Raw genomic sequence first — 19,548 nt, 5'->3', positions numbered from 1 at the left:
TGGGAGGGAAAACGATGAACACATTCAAGCTTTTTCTTGCCGGCGCATCCGCGTTGGCGCTTTCGACAACCGTCAACGCGACCGATCTGGAAGTCACCCACTGGTGGACCTCCGGTGGCGAGGCCGCAGCCGTGGCGGAATTTGCCAGGTTGTTTGACGCCACCGGCAACAAGTGGGTGGATGGCGCCATCGCCGGCGGCGGCGGCACCGCACGCCCGGTCATGATTTCGCGCATCACCGGCGGCGACCCGATGGCCGCCACGCAATTCAACCATGGCCGTCAGGCGGAAGAGCTTGTCGAGGCAGGCCTGATGCTCGATCTGACCGAGCTTGCCGAGAAGGAAGGCTGGAAGGACATCGTCAATCCGCCGAGCCTGCTCGACAGCTGTACGCTCGATGGCAAGATCTACTGCGTCCCGGTCAACATCCATTCGCCGCAGTGGCTTTGGCTGTCGCACGCCGCCTTCGAAAAGGCTGGCGTTCCGGTCCCGAACAACTGGGATGAATATGTCGCTGCAGCGCCGAAGCTGCGCGAAGCCGGCATCCAGCCGCTCGCTCTTGGACAGCAGCCCTGGCAGTCCAACCTGCTCTTCGGTGCTGTGCAGATCGGTGTCGGCGGGCTTGATCTGTGGAAGCAGATCAACCTCGAAAAGAATGTCGATGCAGCCAAGGGTCCGGAGATGGCGAAGGTCTTCCAGGCCATGGCGGATGCCCGTGAAATGGCGGACGGATCTAACGTCCAGGACTGGAACCAGGCCACCAACATGGTAATCACCGGCACTGCCGGCGGCCAGATCATGGGTGACTGGGCGCAGGGCGAGTTCCAGGTTGCCAATCAGGTGGCTGGCAAGGATTATTCCTGCCTTCCCGGTCTCGGCGTGCACGAGTATCTCTCGACCGGTGGCGATGCCTTCTATTTCCCCAAGCTGAAGGATCCTGAAAAGGCTGCCGCGCAGCTCGAACTGGCGTCGATGATGATCTCCAAGGAGGCGCAGGTCGCCTTCAACCTGAAGAAGGGTTCGCTGCCGATCCGCGGCGACATCGACCTGGCAGCCGCCAACGATTGCATGAAGAAGGGCCTGGAGATCCTCAAGACCGGCAACCTGCTGCCTTCCGGCGACCAGGTCTTCTCGGCCGATACCCAGACCCAGTTCAATGATCTCATGGTAGAGTTCATGAACGACAAGAGCATCACCCCGGAAGATGCCCAGAGCCGTTACGCCGCCATCGTGGAAAGCGCCGACTGATCTGGACTTGATCCGACCGCCGGTCCGCTGAAGCGGGCCGGCGGTTATTCGTCATTCGGGGAGGCCGGCGATGACCACGATACGCGCGACTGCGGCAACGCAGCGCCCCATTAGCTTATTTCGGAACAAGGCGGCAAAGATCGCCGCCATTCCGATGATCCTGACGGCCCTTGTGGTTTTCATGGGAGGGACGATCTGGACGGTGGTCTTTTCGTTCACGAAATCCAGGCTGCTTCCCAAGGCCCAATTCATCGGGCTTGATCAGTACGAGCGCCTCTGGTCGAGTTCCAAATGGGGGATCGCCATTGAGAATATGGTCATCTACGGGCTGTGTTCGCTGGTCTTCTCGCTGGTGATCGGCTTCGTCCTGGCGGCCTTGCTCGACCAGAAAATCCGCTTCGAGAATACGTTTCGCTCGATCATGCTGTATCCCTTCGCCTTGTCGTTCATTGTTACAGGACTGGTCTGGCAGTGGATTCTCAATCCCGATTTCGGCATTCAGAAAGTGGTTCGGTCGATGGGATGGGAGAGTTTTTCCTTTGACCCGTTGAACAACCAGGAAATCGTCATCTACGGCATTCTCATTGCCGGTCTCTGGCAAGGTACCGGCTTGATCATGTGCCTGATGCTGGCAGGCCTGCGCGGAATTGACGAGGATATCTGGAAGGCCGCCCGCGTCGACGGCATCCCGGCATGGAAAACCTACATCTTTATCGTCATTCCGATGATGCGAGCCGTCTTCGTCACAACTTTGGTCATCATCGCCTCGGGCATAGTCAAGCTGTACGATCTGGTCGTCGCCCAGACCTCCGGCGGGCCCGGCATCGCCTCCGAAGTCCCGGCCAAGTATGTTTATGACGCGATGTTCCTGTCGCAGAATCTTGGTCAGGGTTTCGCCGGCTCGACCATGATGCTGCTGGCGGTTCTGATCGTCCTCATCCCCTGGGCCTACATGGAATTTGGAGGACGCCAGCGTGACTGAAGTGACCACTCTTGACACCCGGCTCGCCGCATCGCCTGGTATGGTGGATGGTCCTCGCGGCGCCAAGCCCAAACGCGCAATCTCGCCGCGCAATGTTTTCATCTACGGCACCCTTCTGCTGTTCTCGGTCTACTACCTGCTGCCGCTCTATGTGATGATTGTCACATCGCTCAAGGGCATGCCGGAAATCCGGCTCGGAAACATCTTTGCCCCGCCGGTTGAGATCACCTTCGAGCCCTGGGTCAAGGCCTGGGCCACCGCCTGCACGGGTCTCAACTGCGAAGGCCTGTCGCGCGGCTTCTGGAATTCGGTGCAAATCACCGTGCCATCGGTCGTTCTTTCGATCGCGATTGCATCGGTGAACGGCTATGCGCTGGCCAATTGGCGCTTCAAGGGAGCGGATGTGTTTTTCACCATCCTGATCTTCGGTGCCTTCATCCCCTACCAGGTGATGCTTTACCCGATCGTCATACTGCTGCGCGAACTGGGCATCTACGGCACCCTTTGGGGCCTCATTCTGGTGCACACCATTTTCGGCATGCCGATCCTGACATTGCTGTTCCGAAATTATTTCACCACGGTACCCCAAGAGCTGTTCAAGGCGGCGCGTGTCGATGGCGCCGGTTTCTGGGGCATCTATTTCAAGATCATGCTGCCGATGAGCCTGCCGATCTTCGTCGTCGCCATCATCATCCAGATCACCGGCATCTGGAACGACTTCCTCTTCGGCGTGGTCTACACCAAGCCCGATGTCTATCCGATGACGGTTCAGCTCAACAACATCGTCAACTCGGTTCAGGGGGTGAAGGAGTATAACGTCAACATGGCCGCGACCATCATTACCGGGCTTGTTCCCTTGTTCATCTATTTTGTTTCCGGGAAACTTTTCGTGCGCGGCATCGCAGCCGGTGCGGTGAAAGGGTAACTATCGTGACCAGTGTATCGATCCGTGATCTGACTCTAAAATTCGGGTCTCTTGAAATCCTCAAGTCCCTCAACATCGATATCGATGAAGGCGAGTTCCTGGTCCTTCTCGGGCCGTCGGGCTGCGGCAAGTCAACCTTGCTCAACTGCATCGCAGGTCTTCTGGACATTTCCGACGGCCAGATCTTTATCGGCGGCAACAATGTCACCTGGTCACAGCCCAGCGAACGCGGCATCGGCATGGTGTTCCAGTCCTATGCGCTCTATCCGCAGATGTCGGTCGAGGGCAATCTGGCATTCGGCCTGAAGAATGCCCGGATGCCAAAGGACGAGATAGCCAAGCGAATCGCCCGTGCCGCCGAAGTGCTGCAGATTGAGCCATTGCTCAAGCGCAAACCGGCGCAACTTTCCGGTGGCCAGCGCCAGCGCGTCGCCATCGGCCGCGCCCTGGTGCGCGATGTCGACGTGTTCCTGTTCGATGAGCCCTTGTCCAATCTCGATGCCAAGCTGCGGGCCGAATTGCGCGTCGAGATCAAGCGGCTGCATCACCGGCTCAAGAACACCATGATTTATGTGACCCACGATCAGATCGAGGCGCTGACGCTCGCCGACCGGATCGCCATCATGCGAAACGGCATCATCCAGCAGCTCGATACACCCAACGAAATCTACAATCGCCCGGTCAATCTTTATGTCGCCGGCTTCATGGGGTCGCCCGGCATGAATTTCGTGGAAGGTGAACTCTCGCATCACAGCGAGGCGGCGCTGAATTTCGGTTCGACGAAAGTGCCCCTCGGCCGCTATCCCTTTGCGAGCGACGACCGGCCGGGCAAGGCCATCTTCGGGATCCGGCCGGAACATGTGAGCTGCGGAGCCGCAGCTTCGGATGAACCCTTCAGCGTCGACGTGGAAATCGAAGTCGTTGAGCCGATGGGAGCAGACACTCTTGTGTGGGCTGTGCTGGACGGCAGGGAATTCCGTTTCCGCGTCGACGGCCAGAGCGAATTGCGCGCCGGCCAGACCACCAGGATCGGATTCGATCCGGCAAAGGCCTCGATCTTCGACGCACAGACCGAACTTCGGCTCTGACCCGGCGCGGCCCCGGCCGAGGTTCGATGGCGCGGAAGACACACGATACCGGTTCCTCTCCCGTTCACTGGGGCGGTGGTTGGATCCGGCACACGAATGACACCCAGACAAGACACAATCAGGAAAGTCCACTCCCATGAAGTTCTCGTTTCAGCTCTACAGCGCCCGCAATTTCCAGCCCTGGCAGGACGTCCTGGCGATGCTCGCCCGTACCGGCTACAGGAATGTCGAGGGGTTCGGCGGGGTCTATGAAGACCCCTCCGCATTCCGCAAGCTTCTCGATCAGAATGGTCTTGCCATGCCGTCCGGGCATTTTTCCATCGATGCGCTGGAAGGTGATATCGACGAGGTGTTCAGGACCGCTTCGATCCTTGGCATCGAACGCATCTACTGCCCTCACATCGTCGCGGACAAGCGCCCGACCGACAAGGCAGGCTGGCAGGCCTTTGCAGCGCGCCTGAGCGCGGCCGGCGAGAAGGTCCGCGCGGCGGGATTCGGTTTCGGCTGGCACAATCATGATTTCGAGTTCGCAACACTCGCCGATGGCTCGGTGCCGATGCAAATCCTGCTGGAAACGGCGCCGGATCTGGACTGGGAGGCCGATATTGCCTGGATCATCCGTGGCGGCGCGGATGCCAAGGACTGGATTGCCCGGCATGGCAAGCGGATCACCGCGGTCCACGTCAAGGACATCGCGGCCGCCGGCGAAGCCACAGACGAAGATGGCTGGGCCGATGTCGGCCATGGCACCGTGGACTGGTCAGGCCTGTTCAGGCAGTTGAAGGCCGACACGCCTGCCTCGCTCTTCATCATGGAGCATGACAATCCCTCTGATGCCGGCCGGTTCGCGTCGCGATCCCTCGATTGGTGCAACGGCGCGGCGGAGTAATGGAAATGACAAAAGTTCTTGGTGTCGGCATCATCGGCTGCGGCAATATCTCGGCCGCCTATCTGCGGCTTTCCCCCCTGTTCAAGGGTATCGAGGTCCGCGCCTGCGCGGACATCAACCCGGAGGCCGCCAGCGCCCGCGCGGCCGAGTTCGGAATCCGCGCCGACAGCGTCGAGGATCTGCTCGCCGCCGACGACATCGACATGATCGTCAACCTGACGGTGCCGGCGGTGCATTACGCGGTCTCGGCCCAGGCGCTCGACGCCGGCAAGCATGTCTATTCGGAAAAGCCCTTCGTGCTCTCTGTTGCCGAGGGCCGCGATCTCGCCGAAAGGGCTGCAAGAAAGGGGCTGCGCGTCGGATCCGCGCCCGACACTTTCCTTGGCGGCGCGCATCAACTGGCGCGTCACCTGGTTGATACAGGCGCCACAGGCCGCATCACCGGCGGCACCTGTCATGTTCTGAGTCCCGGCATGGAGCACTGGCACCCCAATCCGGACTTCTTCTTCAAGCCCGGCGGCGGCCCGGTGCTCGATCTCGGTCCCTACTACATTTCCAATCTGGTACAGTTGATCGGCCCGGTCGTCCGCGTCGCGGCCATGTCCTCGATCCCCAGCCCCGAGCGCAAGATCACCTCGGAGCCGCGCAATGGCGAGATGATCAAGGTCGAGACCCCAACCACTGTGCATGCCGTGCTCGAATTCGCCAACGGAGCGCTCGTGACCCTTGGCGCCAGCTGGGACGTCAAGACGCATGGCCATCGGCCGATGGAACTCTACGGAACCGAAGCCAGCCTCATCGTTCCCGATCCGAATTTCTTCGGCGGCAAGGTCGAACTCGTCGGACAGGGCGGGGAAGCCCGCGAATTGCCGGAATGGGATCATGCGCTCGGCGTGCCCAACCAGCAGCATAACCAGGGCATGATGGCCAATTACCGCACCGCCGGTCTTGCCGACATGGCAATCGCCATCCTCGAAAACCGGCCGCACCGCTGCTCGCTGGAGTTTGCACTTCACGTGGTAGACGTTATGACCGCGATCCTCCACTCTGGGGAAACCGGCGAATTCGTTCGCCCCACCACCAGCTGCGAGCAACCGGCACCTCTTGGTATCGAGGAGGCGGCCGCGCTCCTCAACGAGAAAGACGCCTGACCATGTGGAAACCTGCTGCCAACCGCTACGATTCGATGAGCTACCGCCGAACCGGCCGGTCGGGATTGAAGCTCCCGGCGATTTCGCTCGGCTTGTGGCACAATTTCGGCGGGGATACACCGCACACGCTCAAGCGCGATCTGTGCCGCACCGCGTTTGATTTGGGCATTACCCATTTCGATCTGGCCAACAATTACGGCCCGCCCCCCGGCTCGGCCGAAACCGCCTTCGGTGAAATCCTCAAGACCGATTTCCATGGCCTGCGTGACGAGATGATCATCTCGTCGAAAGCGGGCTACGGCATGTGGCCGGGACCTTACGGCGAATGGGGCAGCCGCAAGTATCTTGTCGCAAGCTGCGACCAGAGCCTCAAGCGGATGGGTCTCGACTATGTCGATATCTTCTATTCGCACCGCTTCGATCCCGACACGCCGCTGGAAGAAACCATGATGGCGCTCGATCACATCGTCCGTTCGGGCCGGGCCCTCTATGTCGGGATCTCGAGCTACAATTCGAAGCGCACGAAGGAAGCCGCCGCCATCCTCAAGCAGCTCGGAACCCCCTGCCTCATTCACCAGCCCAGTTACTCGATGATCAATCGCTGGGTGGAGGATGACGGCCTGCTCGATACGCTCGACGAAGAGGGAATCGGATCGATCGTCTTCTCGCCGCTGGCCCAGGGCATGCTGACCGCCAAGTATCTGGGCGGCATTCCCGAAGACAGCCGCGCCGCACAGCACAAGTCGCTGAATGCGGAATTCCTCAACGAGCGCAATCTCGGCAACATCCGGGCGCTCAACGAAATCGCCAAGCGCCGTGGCCAGACGCTGGCGCAGATGGCGCTGGCATGGGTGCTGCGCGGCGGACGCGTCACCTCCGCTCTGATCGGCGCCAGCCGGCCGCAGCAGATCATCGATTGCGTCGGAGCGCTGGACAATCAGAAGTTCACCGAAGCCGAACTCGCTGAAATCGACACCTATGCCCGCGACGCAGATATCAACCTGTGGGCGGCATCCGCCGAGCGCGAGGGGCCGAAGAGAAAGTGACAACCGCCGCAATGCGCATAACGGGTGGCTGCCTCTGCGGGCAGACCCGTTACCAGGCGAACGGCCCGGTGCTGTTCAGCCTGTTGTGCTATTGCGTGGATTGCCAGAAGGCATCCGGCACCGGCCACGTCCCGATCATGGGCGTGGCCAGGTCCGGCTTCACGGTGGAAGGCCCGGCGGTCATGTCTGCAATCACCGGCGGTAGCGGCTTGCGGGCGATAAGAAACTTCTGCGCCAGCTGCCACAGCCTGCTCTTCGGAACGCCGGAGGCCGCGCCGGATCTTGTCACGATCTATGCCGGCAGTCTCGATGACAGGCATTTGTTCACGCCACAAAAGGCCCAGTTCACGCGGGCGCGCCAGGCTTGGGATTCCGTGCCTGCCGGGTTGCCCGCCTATCAGGAGGCAGCGCCATGAGCCAGATCATCAATCCGATTCTGCCCGGCTTCAATCCCGACCCGTCGATCTGCCGGGTGGGGGGCGACTACTATATCGCTACGTCGACTTTCGAGTGGTACCCCGGCGTGCAGATCCATCATTCGACGGATCTGGTCAACTGGCGGCTGGTCGGTCGCCCGCTTGACCGCGCAAGTCAGCTCGACATGCGCGGCAATCCGGATTCCTGCGGCATCTGGGCGCCGTGCCTGTCTCATGCGGACGGGTTGTTCTGGCTGGTCTACACCGATGTCAAACGGCTCGACGGCAATTTCAAGGACGCCCACAACTACATCGTCACCGCGCCCGACATCACCGGCCCCTGGTCGGACCCGGTCTACGTCAATTCCTCCGGCTTCGATCCGTCGCTGTTTCACGATGACGACGGGCGCAAGTGGTTCCTCAACATGGTTTGGAACCACCGCACGGATTCGGTGGGCGGAAACCCGAAGCACCCGGCCTTCGCCGGCATTCTGGCGCAGGAATATGACGCCGCTGCCGGCAAGCTGATCGGCGAACCGGTCAACATCTTTGCAGGCAGCTCTCATGGGCTGGTCGAGGGTTCGCACCTGTTCAGGCGCGATGGCTGGTACTACATCACCGTTGCCGAAGGCGGCACCGGTTACGATCACGCCGTCACCATGGCGCGGTCGCGCAATCTGACCGGACCCTACGAACTGCATCCCGATACTTTCCTGATGACCTCGAAGGACGCGCCCGATGCTGCCTTGCAGCGCGCGGGTCACGGCCAGATCGTGGAGACGCCTGACGGGCAGGTCTACCACACGCATCTCTGCTCGCGGCCCTTGCCGGGAATCCGCCGCTCGCCGCTTGGCCGCGAAACGGCGATCCAGAAATGCGTCTGGGGCGACGACGGCTGGTTACGCATGGCGCAAGGCGGTCTGGTGCCCGCGCTGGAAGTGGACGCGCCCGACGCGAACAGCCGCAAACTGCCGGTCGAACCGGTCTGCCGCAAGTTCACCGGCGAAAAGCTTCCGGAGGAATTCCAGTGGCTCCGCACGCCTTACCCCGAGCGGATCTTCTCAATGACCGGATCGGCGCTGCGGCTCCATGCGCGTGAATCGATTGGCAGCTGGTTCGAGCAGGCGCTGGTCGCCAGGCGTCAGGAGCACCTGGGCTTCCGCGCTGAAACCGCGGTCGCCTTCACGCCGCGCAATTTCCAGCAGACAGCCGGACTGGTGCACTATTACAACCGCCACAAGTTCCACTACCTGGCTGTCACCTGGCACGAGGAGCTGGGGCGGGCGCTGACCATTCTGAGCTGCCCCGGCGACTGGCCGCATGGCAAGCTCGAGTTTCCGCTCGAAAAACCGGTCGCCCTGCCGGGGAGCGGCCCGGTCGAGCTGGCCATGGATGTTGATGGTGCGGATCTGCAGTTCCATTGGCGCGTACCTGGCAAGGACTGGCAGGCTGTCGGCCCGGTGCTTGATGCCAGCGTGATCTCCGATGAAGGTGGGCGTGGCGAACACGCCTCGTTTACCGGCGCCTTCACCGGAATGGCCGCCTTCGACACCTCCGGCAGCGCCATTCCCGCGGATTTCAACCGGTTCGACTATATCCCCGGTGAACGCTGATGCGGAGCACGCTGTGCATCCTTGAGCTTGCCTCGGGCGCCGTTCAGGACCTGCTTTGCACTGACCGCCTGATTGAGGCGCCGAACTGGATGCCTGACGGTACGGCGCTGCTCGTCAACGGCGATGGCCGCATGTTCCGGGTGCCGCTCGACGCGCTGGCGCTGGTCCCGATCGACACCGGCCATGCGGTCAATTGCAACAATGATCACGGCATCTCGCCCGACGGAAATATGCTGGTGATCAGCGATTCCACCGATACCGGGGAATCCTGCATCTGGGTGCTGCCGGTCGCCGGCGGAACGCCGCGGCGTGTCACCGCCGAGGTGCCGTCCTGGTGGCACGGCTGGTCGCCAGACGGAAGCACGCTTGCCTATGTCGGCCGCCGCGACGGCCGGTTCGGCATCTACACGATTGGTCTTGACGGTGGCGATGAACGGCACCTTGTCAGCGGCGGTGGTCATTATGACGGCCCGGACTACTCGCCCGATGGCGCCTGGATCTGGTTCAATTCCGATCGTGGCGGCTCCATGGACCTGTGGCGGATCCCGGTTTCAGGCGGCACACCCGAACGGATGACCGATGACGACCGGGTCAACTGGTTCCCGCACCCGTCTCCCGATGGTCGCTCCGTGCTCTATCTCAGCTATGAGCCGGGAACCGAGGGCCATCCACGCGACCGCGATGTAGAATTGCGGCTGCTTGATCTGGCGGATGGCTCGGTCCGGACATTGCTGGCGCTGTTCGGCGGTCAGGGAACCATCAACGTGCCCTGCTGGTCACCCGACTCAAGCCGCTTTGCCTTTGTGCGGTATGCACGGATTGAGGACTGACGGCAGAGCCACGGTGCAGGAACGCCGGCGGCCTGCGACTACCAGTGCGGTGGCGGCTGGTTGGCGGGCGGCCCGCCGGCCTGGTCCTCGATGTCCTGAAACCGGTCATTGAGCCGCGCCAGCTCGCGGCGCAGTTTCTCGTTTTCTTTCCAGCCTTCGGTCAGCTGCCGCGACAGATCCTCGATCGCCGCCTGCTGGTGCGCCACCAGTTCTTCGAGCCGCACCAGCCGGGGTTCGAGATCCATACTCGCGTCATCTTTCCCGGTCATGCAGCCATCTCCCCCAGTTTTGCGCGCCAAGGCTCGGGCAGTTGCACCGGTCGCCGCGTCGCCTTGTTGACATAGACATGGACAAACCGGCCATCGGCGAAGGCCGTGTCCTCGTCATTGCGAAACAGGCCGATGCCGTAGGTTACTGACGAACCGCCGAGCCGTTCGACACGGATACCGGCGGTGATCCGGTCCGGAAACATCGCCTCGGCGTGATAGCGGCAACCGGTTTCGACAACCAGCCCGACAATGGCGCCATTCAGCGGATCGAGCAGCCCGGCCTCGATCAGCCAGTGATTGATGGCCGTATCGAACAGCTGGTAGTGGACCACGTTGTTCATGTGGCCATACATGTCATTGTCGGCCCAACGGGTCTGCAGGCTCCGGAACACCTTGAATTCGGTGCGCGATGGTGGCGGTGTTCTTGTCATTTGCGTGCTTTCATCATGCCGGGCGGCGAAGTGCAAGAGGCGGGCTGCCATGCGGTCCCCCTAGTCGGCGGTCCCGCGGCGGTGTTGAAAACAATCTGCCGCAAAGGCGCATTCCCAAATGATTCTGGACTTTGCTTTCAGAACTGTCGAGACTAAAGCAAGGACCCGAAAATTTGAATGGTTTTCGGACAGCCCGGGTCGACCGGTCCAGGGAAGTAGGCGGTATGCCCGCGGTGCCTGAAAGCTGGGCTGAACCGGGGCCGAACCGGGAATGGCGAGAATAATAATAAAGTCGAGGGGACATGAACGACATTGCCATTGAACTGAAGGGGATCGACAAGAAGTTCGGTCTCGTTCACGCCAACAAGAACATCAACCTGAGTGTCCGCAAGGGCACGATTCATGGCATCATCGGCGAGAACGGCGCCGGCAAGTCGACACTGATGTCGATCCTTTACGGTTTCTACCAGGCGGATAACGGCGACATCTTCGTCGACGGCCGGAAGACTGTCATCAGGGACCCGAATGCCGCCATCGCCGCCGGCATCGGCATGGTGCATCAGCATTTCATGCTGGTCGAGAATTTCACCGTGCTGGAAAACATCATGCTCGGCGCGGAGGAAAGCCAGATCCTCAATGCCGGCATCACCAAGGCCCGCCAGGAACTCAAGCGGCTCGAGCAGGAATATGAACTCGAGGTCGATCCCGATGCCATCATCGAGGAGCTTCCGGTCGGCCTCCAGCAGCGCGTCGAAATCCTCAAGGCGCTCTATCGCGGCGCCGAGATCCTTATTCTCGACGAACCCACCGGCGTGCTGACGCCGGCCGAGGCCGATCATCTGTTTCGCATCCTCGAGCAGCTCAAGGAGCAGGGCAAGACCATCCTGCTGATCACCCACAAGCTGCGCGAGATCATGGCCGTCACCGACGAGGTCTCGGTGATGCGGCGCGGCGAAATGGTCGCGACCCGGACAACGGCGGAGACCTCGGTGGAGGAGCTGGCGGAACTCATGGTCGGTCGCCACGTGCTGCTGCACGTCGAAAAGGGCCCGGCCTCGCCCGGCGAGGTGATGCTGTCGGTCGAAAATCTGACGGTGCGCGACAGCCGCGGCGTCGACATGGTCAGGAATGTCTCGTTCAATGTCCGCGCCGGCGAGATCGTCGGCATCGCCGGTGTTGCCGGCAACGGCCAGTCCGAACTGCTGCAGGCCATTTCCGGTATTCGCCGCGCGGTGACCGGCAAGGTGCTTCTGCAGGGCGAGCCGATTCATGTTACCGGCAAGGCCGATCCGTCGGAGTTGCGCCACCGCGGTCTCGCCCATGTTCCCGAGGACCGCCAGCATATGGGACTGGTGCTCAAGTTCGACGAGAGCGAGAACTCCATTCTCGGCTATCACGACGATCCGAAATATCTCAAGGGCATGTTTCTCGACATCGACGCGATCCGCAAGGATGCGACCAACAAGATCGAGAAATATGACATCCGTCCACCCAACCCGCGGCTGAAGACCGCGAACTTCTCCGGCGGCAACCAGCAGAAGATCGTGCTGGCGCGGGAGATGGAACGCGATCCCGCGGTCCTCGTCATCGGTCAGCCGACCCGCGGCGTCGATGTCGGCGCCATCGAATTCATCCACAAGCGCATCATCGAGATGCGCGATGCCGGCAAGGCTGTGCTGCTGGTCTCGGTCGAGCTCGACGAGATCCGCTCGCTCGCGGACCGGGTGCTGGTGATGTTTGACGGCCGCATTGTCGGCGAGCGCGCGCCGGACACCAGCGAAGGCGAGCTTGGCCTGCTGATGGCCGGTGTGGAAGATACCAAGGAGGCAGCACAATGAGTGTGCCCTATGCAAAGCTGCCCGCCTGGGTGGATTACGGACTGATCCCGCTCATCAATCTCGCTGTCGCCTTTGCCGTGGCGGGCCTGGTGGTGCTGGCCGTTGGCGAGAGCCCGGTGCGCGCAGCGGGCCTGATGATCCAGGGCGCCTTCGGCTATGGCGAAGGCATCGGCTTCACCCTTTATTACGCCACCAATTTCATCTTCACGGGACTTGCGGTCGCGGTGGCCTTCCATTGCGGCCTGTTCAACATCGGTGGCGAGGGCCAGGCCTATGTCGCCGGTCTCGGCGTGGCGCTGCCCTGCCTGTGGCTGGACCAGTTCGCGCCCTGGTATCTGGTGTTTCTGGCGGCGATTGTCGGCTCGGCTCTCGCCGGCGCCGCCTGGGCGCTGATCCCGGGCTGGCTGCAGGCCAAGCGCGGCAGCCATGTGGTTATCACCACGATCATGTTCAATTTCATCGCCTCGAGCCTGATGGTCTACGTGCTGGTCGATGTGCTCAAGCCCGCCGGCTCGATGGCGCCACAGACTCGGGCATTTGCCGAAAGCGGTCAACTGCCGCGGCTTGACTGGATGTTCTCCTGGGCCGGTGTCGACATGGGCGGGGCGCCATTCAACCTGTCATTCCTGCTGGCGCTGGTGATGGCCGGCGTCGTCTGGGCCGTGATCTGGCGCACCAGGCTCGGCTATGAAATCCGGACCATGGGCCACAGCCCCAGGGCGGCAGCCTATGCCGGTATTCGCCAAAGCCGCATCATCATCATCACCATGATGATGTCGGGGGCGCTGGCAGGCATGATGGCGCTCAATCCGATCATGGGCGACCAGCACCGCATGCAGCTCGATTTTGTCGGAGGCGCCGGCTTCGTCGGGATCGCCGTGGCCCTGATGGGCCGCTCGCATCCGGTGGGCATCGTTCCCGCCGCCATCCTTTTCGGCATGCTTTACCAGGGCGGCGCCGAGATCTCGTTCGAGATGCCACAGATCTCGCGTGACATGATCACCATCATCCAGGGACTGGTGATCCTGTTCGCCGGCGCTCTCGAGAACATGTTCCGCCCGGCCATCACAGCGTTCTTCGCGACGCTTGGCGGAGCCCGCGCCGACAAATCCATAGCTGCGGCGGAGTAATGATCATGGAATATTTCGACACCCTTATCGTGATCCTCCAGTCCACCGTCCGGGTCTCCGTGCCGTTGATCCTGGCGGCGCTGGCGGGACTTTACTCCGAGCGCGCCGGGATCTTCGACATCGGGCTTGAAGGCAAGATGCTCGCCGCGGCCTTTGCCGGCGGGGCCGCCGCCTCGGTCTATGGCTCGGCGCTGGTCGGGCTCGGCGCCGCGGTCTTCGTCTCGGTGTGCCTGGCGCTGGTGCATGGTTTTGCCTCCATCACCCAGCGCGGCAACCAGATCGTCTCGGGCGTGGCGATCAATTTCATCGCGCTCGGCGCCACCGTGATTCTCGGCCAGGCCTGGTTCCGCCAGGGCGGACGGACGCCGCAGCTGGGTGAGGGCGAGCGGTTTACCACCGTGGAGTTGCCGTTCGCAGCCGAACTCGCCGATATTCCGGTCCTGGGGTCCATCTATTCGAACCTGCTCTCGGGCCATTTCCTGCTCACCTATTTTGCCTTCGCGCTGGTGCCGTTTACCTGGTGGGTGCTCTACCGGACAAGATTCGGCCTGAGGCTGCGCGCGGTGGGGGAAAATCCGGGCGCGGTGGATACCGCCGGGATCTCGGTGATCTGGCTCAGGTATCGGGCTGTGATCTGCTGCGGTATCCTGTGCGGCATCGCGGGTGCCTATCTGTCGATGGCGATGACTGCCGGTTTCGTCAAGGGAATGACCGCCGGCAAGGGCTTCATCGCGCTCGCGGCGTTGATCTTCGCCAAATGGAAGCCGGTCAACGTCATGTTCGCCTGCCTGCTGTTCGGCTTTCTCGACGCCATGTCGATCCGCATGCAGGGCAATTCGCTGCCGCTCATCGGCGAGGTGCCGGTGCAGTTCATGCAGGCGCTGCCCTATATCCTGACGGTGATCCTGTTGGCCGGCTTCATCGGCAAGGCCATTCCCCCGCGCGCCGGTGGCGTGCCCTATGTCAAGGAGCGCTGACATGGCACATGATCTGTTCGAAGCTGCCCGTGACGCCATGGCCAGGTGCCATGCGCCTTATTCGAAGTTCCCGGTCGGCGCGGCCATTCGCGCCGACGACGGCAGGATCCATACCGGCGCCAATATCGAGGTGATCTCGTTTCCCGAGGGCTGGTGCGCCGAAACCACGGCCATCAGCCACATGGTCATGGCCGGTGGTACCCGCATTCGCGAAGTCGCGGTCATTGCAGAGAAGCTCGATCTGTGCCCGCCCTGCGGCGGCTGCCGGCAGCGGCTGGCGGAGTTCGCCGATGCCGATACGCTGATCCATCTGTGTGATGCCGAGGGCATCAAGAAGACATTGCGCATGGACGAGCTCTTGCCCTATGCCTTCCAGACCGAGGCGCTGGGATGAGCAACGCGATCGACATTCTCATCGACCGTCTGCATGGGCTGATGCCGCGCCATGCATTGGTGCTTGGGTCTGGCCTCGGCTCGCTGGTCGAAACCGTCACCGATCCTGTACGCATTCCCTATCGCGACCTGCCGGGATTCCCCGAAAGCGGGGTTTCCGGCCACGCCGGCGAGGTTGTTGCCGGATACATCGGCAAGACCCCCGTGGTCATCCTGTCGGGCCGTGTACACTATTACGAGCATGGCAAGGCGGACGCCATGCGCGCACCGCTCGAGGCCCTGCAGGGCATTGGTGTCACCAACCTGATCCTGACCAATTCGGCCGGTTCGCTGCGTCAGGACATGCCGCCCGGATCGGTGATGCGGATCACCGACCACATCAACTTTTCCGGCACCAACCCGCTGTTCGGCGAGCCCAGCGATCGCCGCTTCGTCGGCATGACCAACGCCTATGACGCCGAACTTGGCAAGCGCATGCAGGTGGCGGCGCAAGCCACCGGGATCGAGCTGCACGAGGGCGTCTACATGTGGTTTTCGGGCCCGAGTTTCGAGACGCCCGCGGAAATCCGCATGGCGCGCACGCTCGGCGCGGATGCTGTCGGCATGTCGACGGTCCCCGAAGTCATCCTCGCCCGGTTTCTCGGCATGAATGTCATTGCAGCCTCGGTGATCACCAATCTTGCCGCCGGAATGACCGGCGGCGAACTCAGCCACCAGGAAACCAAGGACATGGCGCCGATCGGCGGCAAGCGGCTTTCGGCCATCCTGACAGCAATGTTCGAGACCCCGGAGCAATCCCATGGCTGATGCAATCGACCTCACATCGCCCAAGGCCGTCGCGGCCGCAGCCTTTGCCTGCCTCGACCTCACCGAACTTGGCGATGCGGCGACCGAGGAGGCAACCCTGGCGCTGGTCGACAAGGCGACCAATGAGCATGGATCGTCTGCGGCCGTGTGCATCTGGCCCCGCTTCGTCGCCGCCGCACGCAAGCGGCTTGGGAATTCATCGCCGGTCCGCATCGCCACGGTGGTCAACTTTCCCTCCGGTGACTTGCCGGTCGGCGCGGTCGTCGCTGAAACCTCCCGCGCCGTGGCCGACGGCGCTGACGAGATCGACCTGGTCATTCCCTGGAAGGCCTTTGCCGGTGGCGACGAACAGGCTGTCCGTACGATGATCCGAGCCGTCCGGGCCGCCGCACCGGCGCCCGTTACGCTCAAGACCATTCTGGAGACCGGTGAACTCAAGGATCCGGCGCTGATCGCGCGCGCCTCCGACATCGCGCTTGAGGAGCAGGCGGACTTCATCAAGACCTCGACCGGCAAGGTTGCGGTCAATGCGACGCTGGAAGCGGCGCGGATCATGCTCGAGGCGATCAGGCGCTCGGGCCGCAAGGCCGGCTTCAAGCCCGCCGGCGGCATTCGCACCGTCGACGATGCCCGTGCCTATTTTGCCTTGTGCGACGAAATCATGGGCCCGGGCTGGGTCGCGCCGGAGACGTTCCGTTTCGGCGCCTCCGGACTTCTGGGCGACATTCTGGCCACGCTCGAGGATCGTTCGGCCTCCGCCGGTCAGGGAGAGGTCTATTGAGTTTTCTGCCCCAGGAGATCATCCGCACCAAGCGTGACGGCGGCGAACTCGATCCAGCCGATATCGCGGCCTTCATCCAGGGTCTGACGGACGGCAGCGTCAGCGAGGGCCAGGTTGCGGCCTTCGCTATGGCGGTATTCTTTCAGGGCATGAGCCGCAGCGAGGCGGTGGCGCTGACCGTGTCCATGCGCGATTCCGGCGAGGTGCTGTCCTGGCCGGAACTCGACCGCCCGGTGGTCGACAAGCACTCGACCGGCGGTGTTGGCGACAATGTCTCGCTGATGCTGGCGCCGATTGCGGCGGCCTGCGGACTGGCGGTTCCGATGATTTCCGGCCGTGGTCTTGGCCACACCGGCGGAACACTCGACAAGATGGAATCGATCCCCGGCTACAGCGCGATGCCGGACAACGCCCTGTTTCGCAAGGTTGTCGGCTCGGCGGGCTGCGCCATCATCGGCCAGACCGGCAATCTGGCGCCGGCCGACAAGCGGTTTTACGGGATCCGGGACGTGACCGCCACGGTCGAATCGGTGCCCCTGATCACCGCTTCGATCTTGTCGAAGAAGTTGGCTGCGGGGTTGGGAGCTCTGGTGCTCGACGTCAAATGCGGCAACGGCGCCTTCATGGACAGTCCGGAGCGTGCCAATGAGCTGGCGCGTTCGCTGGTCGAGGTCGCCGTGGGCGCAGGCATGCCCACCACCGCGCTGGTCACCGACATGAACCAGCCGCTGGCGAGTGCCGCCGGCAATGCCGTTGAGGTTCGCAACGCCGCCGATTTCCTGACCGGCAAGGCCCGCGATGTCCGGCTGCTGGAAGTCACCCTTGCGCTTGCGGCCGAAATGCTGGTGTCGGAAGGCCTGGCGCCCGATGTGGACGAAGCATCCAGCCGCGCCCTTGCGGTGCTGGAAGATGGCAGTGCCGCGGAACGCTTCAACCGGATGCTGGCCGACCTCGGAGGCCCGCTCGATTTTCTTGGCGATCCCGACCGTCATCTCGCAAAGGCGCCTGTGGTCTCGCCCTGCCTTGCGCAACAGGAGGGATACGTAGCCGGCTACGATACGCGGGCCATCGGTCTGAGCGTCGTCGCGCTTGGCGGCGGCCGCACCCGGCCGGGCGACCCTGTCGATCATGCCGTCGGGCTGACCGGGTTGCTGCCGATCGGCACGAAAGTCGGGAAAGACACACCGCTCGCGCTGATCCACGCACGCAATGCGGACCAGGTGACCATTTCCGGGCAGGAACTGCGCAAGGCAATCCGCATTGCCGATGCCGCTCCGCAGGCAGGACCCGTTATCCTGGGCCGCCACGGGTGATCCCCGGACATCGGGCTTGGGTCTAATTCACCAGTTCCAGCCGGTTGTTCTTGACCCGGTAGGATTGCAGCTTCGACATGAAGCTCATGCCGATCAGGGTCGATGACAATGCCGCGTCATTAAGCACGAAGGCCTCGATGTCGTGGACGGTAATGGCCCCAATCTCCATCCTGTCAAGACTGACCAGGGCAGCGCTGGTGACGCCGTTTGCGGTCCGCACCTGGTGCTTGAAGTCTGAATTCGCCAATCCGAGGCCGAGTGTGCGGGCGGTCGACGTGTTTATCGCCACATAAGTCGCCCCGGTATCGATAAGGCCTTTTATAACGCGCCCGTTGATACGGAAGTCGGCGCTGAAGTGTCCGTCACGGCTCATCGGAACAACCGCCGCACGCACACCCGTCGCATAATGCGCCGATGGTTTGGCGGCAACGGTCTGCGCACGGCTGGGAGCCGGAACTGCCGCTTCGGTGCCGGTCGCGGTGTCCTGTGCAACCAGCGCCGAGATGTCCTGGGCGTAGTAGGGCAGGCCCGAAATAACGAGCACGGCGCAGGAAACGAGGAAAATGTTCTTCAACATGCCGGGACTCCAGATAGTACCGGTCTATTGAACAGTATCGAGCCTAATGGTCGATGAAGTGCCGGCCCGTTTGGTCCAGATTCAGCTCTCTTGGTTAAGAGGATCCAAACAGTCGCGGCCCTATCCTATTTTGTGCCGTACATGCGGTCGCCCGCGTCGCCGAGGCCGGGAACGATATAACCCTGCTCATTGAGGTGGCTGTCGATGGAGGCCGTGTAGATAGGCACGTCCGGATGCGCGGCCTGGAAGTTGCGGATGCCTTCGGGGGCTGCGAGCAGGCAGAGAAAACGGATATTGCGCGCACCGCGTTCCTTGAGCTTGTCGATCGAGGCAATCGATGAATTTCCGGTCGCCAGCATAGGGTCGACAACGATGACCAGCCGGTTGCTGATGTCCTCAGGCGCCTTGAAGTAGTATTCGATCGCTTCCAGTGTCTCGTGGTCGCGGTAGACACCGATATGCGCCACACGGGCGGAAGGCACCAGATCCAGCATGCCTTCCAGCAAGCCGTTGCCGGCGCGCAGGATGGAGGCAAACACCAGCTTCTTGCCTTCCAGCACGGGCGCGTCGATTTCCTTGAGCGGCGTTTCGATCCGTTCCATGGTCAGCTCGAGATCCCGGGTTACCTCGTAGCACAGCAGGGTTGAGATCTCCCTCAGCAGCCGCCGGAAACCCGCCGTCGAGGTCTCCTTCTTGCGCATGATGGTGAGCTTGTGCTGCACCAGGGGATGATCGATGACTGTCACACCGTCCATGTCGTCCTGCCTCGAAGCTGTGACCGGGCGCCGCATCGATGGCGAAAGCTCGTTTGCGGATAATATGCCCGGCCTCGTAAAAACACTACA

The 19,548-nt window shown here is 62.2% G+C and carries 21 protein-coding genes; 17 read left to right on the top strand and 4 right to left on the bottom strand.

The window, feature by feature from the left end; genetic code table 11:
- The first annotated feature begins 14 nt into the window (after positions 1-14).
- The 10 genes from O4H62_RS11000 to O4H62_RS10955 all read left to right on the top strand — a co-directional run bounded on the left by O4H62_RS11000 (position 15) and on the right by O4H62_RS10955 (position 10,187).
- A complete protein-coding gene (locus tag O4H62_RS11000; protein WP_269387766.1) occupies positions 15-1,247 on the top strand; it encodes an ABC transporter substrate-binding protein in 1,233 nt (410 codons plus the stop codon).
- Positions 1,248-1,317: 70 nt separating this feature from the next.
- Positions 1,318-2,229, top strand: a complete 912-nt coding sequence (locus tag O4H62_RS10995; protein WP_269387765.1) for a carbohydrate ABC transporter permease — start codon at positions 1,318-1,320, stop codon at positions 2,227-2,229.
- A 40-nt stretch (positions 2,230-2,269) separates the two neighbouring features.
- Positions 2,270-3,154 carry a carbohydrate ABC transporter permease gene (locus tag O4H62_RS10990; RefSeq protein ID WP_269388553.1) on the top strand — a complete coding sequence of 295 codons (885 nt, stop codon included), beginning with the start codon at positions 2,270-2,272 and terminating at the stop codon, positions 3,152-3,154.
- 5 nt (positions 3,155-3,159) lie between these two features.
- Positions 3,160-4,242, top strand: a complete 1,083-nt coding sequence (locus O4H62_RS10985) for an ABC transporter ATP-binding protein (RefSeq protein WP_269387763.1) — start codon at positions 3,160-3,162, stop codon at positions 4,240-4,242.
- A gap of 136 nt (positions 4,243-4,378) precedes the next feature.
- Entirely contained in the window at positions 4,379-5,131 is a 753-nt protein-coding gene (locus tag O4H62_RS10980) for a sugar phosphate isomerase/epimerase family protein (RefSeq protein WP_269387762.1), read from the top strand.
- A 5-nt stretch (positions 5,132-5,136) separates the two neighbouring features.
- The gene (locus O4H62_RS10975) at positions 5,137-6,282 is read left to right on the top strand and encodes a Gfo/Idh/MocA family protein (RefSeq protein WP_269387761.1); all 1,146 of its coding nucleotides are present in this window, start codon (positions 5,137-5,139) and stop codon (positions 6,280-6,282) included.
- 2 nt (positions 6,283-6,284) lie between these two features.
- Complete coding sequence (gene mgrA / locus O4H62_RS10970) at positions 6,285-7,328, top strand: L-glyceraldehyde 3-phosphate reductase (RefSeq protein ID WP_269387759.1); 1,044 nt, start codon at positions 6,285-6,287, stop codon at positions 7,326-7,328.
- The gene (locus O4H62_RS10965; RefSeq protein WP_269387757.1) at positions 7,325-7,744 is read left to right on the top strand and encodes a GFA family protein; all 420 of its coding nucleotides are present in this window, start codon (positions 7,325-7,327) and stop codon (positions 7,742-7,744) included. Before mgrA ends, O4H62_RS10965 begins: the two co-directional genes overlap by 4 nt.
- On the top strand, positions 7,741-9,357 hold the full coding sequence (locus tag O4H62_RS10960; protein ID WP_269387754.1) for a glycoside hydrolase family 43 protein: 1,617 nt from the start codon (positions 7,741-7,743) through the stop codon (positions 9,355-9,357). Before O4H62_RS10965 ends, O4H62_RS10960 begins: the two co-directional genes overlap by 4 nt.
- Positions 9,357-10,187, top strand: coding sequence for a TolB family protein (locus O4H62_RS10955; RefSeq protein ID WP_269387752.1), 831 nt, complete (start codon positions 9,357-9,359; stop codon positions 10,185-10,187). Before O4H62_RS10960 ends, O4H62_RS10955 begins: the two co-directional genes overlap by 1 nt.
- Positions 10,188-10,225: 38 nt before the next feature.
- On the opposite strand, the gene O4H62_RS10950 is transcribed toward O4H62_RS10955, so the two are convergent.
- Together O4H62_RS10950 and O4H62_RS10945 are read right to left on the bottom strand one after the other, a co-directional pair.
- Positions 10,226-10,456, bottom strand: a complete 231-nt coding sequence (locus tag O4H62_RS10950) for a SlyX family protein (RefSeq protein WP_269387750.1) — start codon at positions 10,454-10,456, stop codon at positions 10,226-10,228.
- Positions 10,453-10,887, bottom strand: a complete 435-nt coding sequence (locus O4H62_RS10945; protein WP_269387749.1) for an acyl-CoA thioesterase — start codon at positions 10,885-10,887, stop codon at positions 10,453-10,455. Before O4H62_RS10945 ends, O4H62_RS10950 begins: the two co-directional genes overlap by 4 nt.
- Before the next feature lie 302 nt (positions 10,888-11,189).
- Between O4H62_RS10945 and O4H62_RS10940 the strand changes: the two genes are divergently transcribed.
- From O4H62_RS10940 to deoA, 7 genes are read left to right on the top strand one after another with little or no spacing between them, the layout of a single operon-like run.
- Positions 11,190-12,725 (top strand): ABC transporter ATP-binding protein, encoded by a 1,536-nt coding sequence (locus O4H62_RS10940; RefSeq protein WP_269387747.1) that lies wholly within the window; start codon positions 11,190-11,192, stop codon positions 12,723-12,725.
- On the top strand, positions 12,722-13,855 hold the full coding sequence (locus O4H62_RS10935) for an ABC transporter permease (RefSeq protein WP_269387746.1): 1,134 nt from the start codon (positions 12,722-12,724) through the stop codon (positions 13,853-13,855). Before O4H62_RS10940 ends, O4H62_RS10935 begins: the two co-directional genes overlap by 4 nt.
- A gap of 5 nt (positions 13,856-13,860) precedes the next feature.
- On the top strand, positions 13,861-14,832 hold the full coding sequence (locus tag O4H62_RS10930; protein ID WP_269387745.1) for an ABC transporter permease: 972 nt from the start codon (positions 13,861-13,863) through the stop codon (positions 14,830-14,832).
- 1 nt (position 14,833) lies between these two features.
- Entirely contained in the window at positions 14,834-15,226 is a 393-nt protein-coding gene (locus O4H62_RS10925; RefSeq protein WP_269387744.1) for a cytidine deaminase, read from the top strand.
- Positions 15,223-16,032 (top strand): purine-nucleoside phosphorylase, encoded by an 810-nt coding sequence (locus O4H62_RS10920; protein ID WP_269387743.1) that lies wholly within the window; start codon positions 15,223-15,225, stop codon positions 16,030-16,032. The genes O4H62_RS10925 and O4H62_RS10920 overlap by 4 nt, the downstream gene beginning before the upstream one ends.
- 4 nt (positions 16,033-16,036) lie before the next feature.
- Entirely contained in the window at positions 16,037-16,813 is a 777-nt protein-coding gene (deoC, locus tag O4H62_RS10915; protein WP_430538430.1) for a deoxyribose-phosphate aldolase, read from the top strand.
- Entirely contained in the window at positions 16,810-18,126 is a 1,317-nt protein-coding gene (gene deoA / locus O4H62_RS10910) for a thymidine phosphorylase (protein WP_269387739.1), read from the top strand. The genes deoC and deoA overlap by 4 nt, the downstream gene beginning before the upstream one ends.
- 22 nt (positions 18,127-18,148) lie before the next feature.
- Here the strand turns inward: deoA and O4H62_RS10905 are convergent, their stop codons facing one another.
- Positions 18,149-18,703 carry a retropepsin-like aspartic protease family protein gene (locus tag O4H62_RS10905; protein ID WP_269387737.1) on the bottom strand — a complete coding sequence of 185 codons (555 nt, stop codon included), beginning with the start codon at positions 18,701-18,703 and terminating at the stop codon, positions 18,149-18,151.
- 125 nt (positions 18,704-18,828) lie between these two features.
- The gene (gene upp / locus O4H62_RS10900; RefSeq protein ID WP_269387736.1) at positions 18,829-19,458 is read right to left on the bottom strand and encodes a uracil phosphoribosyltransferase; all 630 of its coding nucleotides are present in this window, start codon (positions 19,456-19,458) and stop codon (positions 18,829-18,831) included.
- Between the last annotated feature and the right edge of the window lie 90 nt (positions 19,459-19,548).

The sequence above is a fragment of the Parahoeflea alexandrii genome, from assembly GCF_027214025.1.
GTDB lineage: Bacteria > Pseudomonadota > Alphaproteobacteria > Rhizobiales > Rhizobiaceae > Hoeflea > Hoeflea alexandrii_A.
The sequence above is the reverse complement of the archived record's forward strand: the minus strand, read 5'-3'. Positions and strand labels throughout refer to the sequence as shown.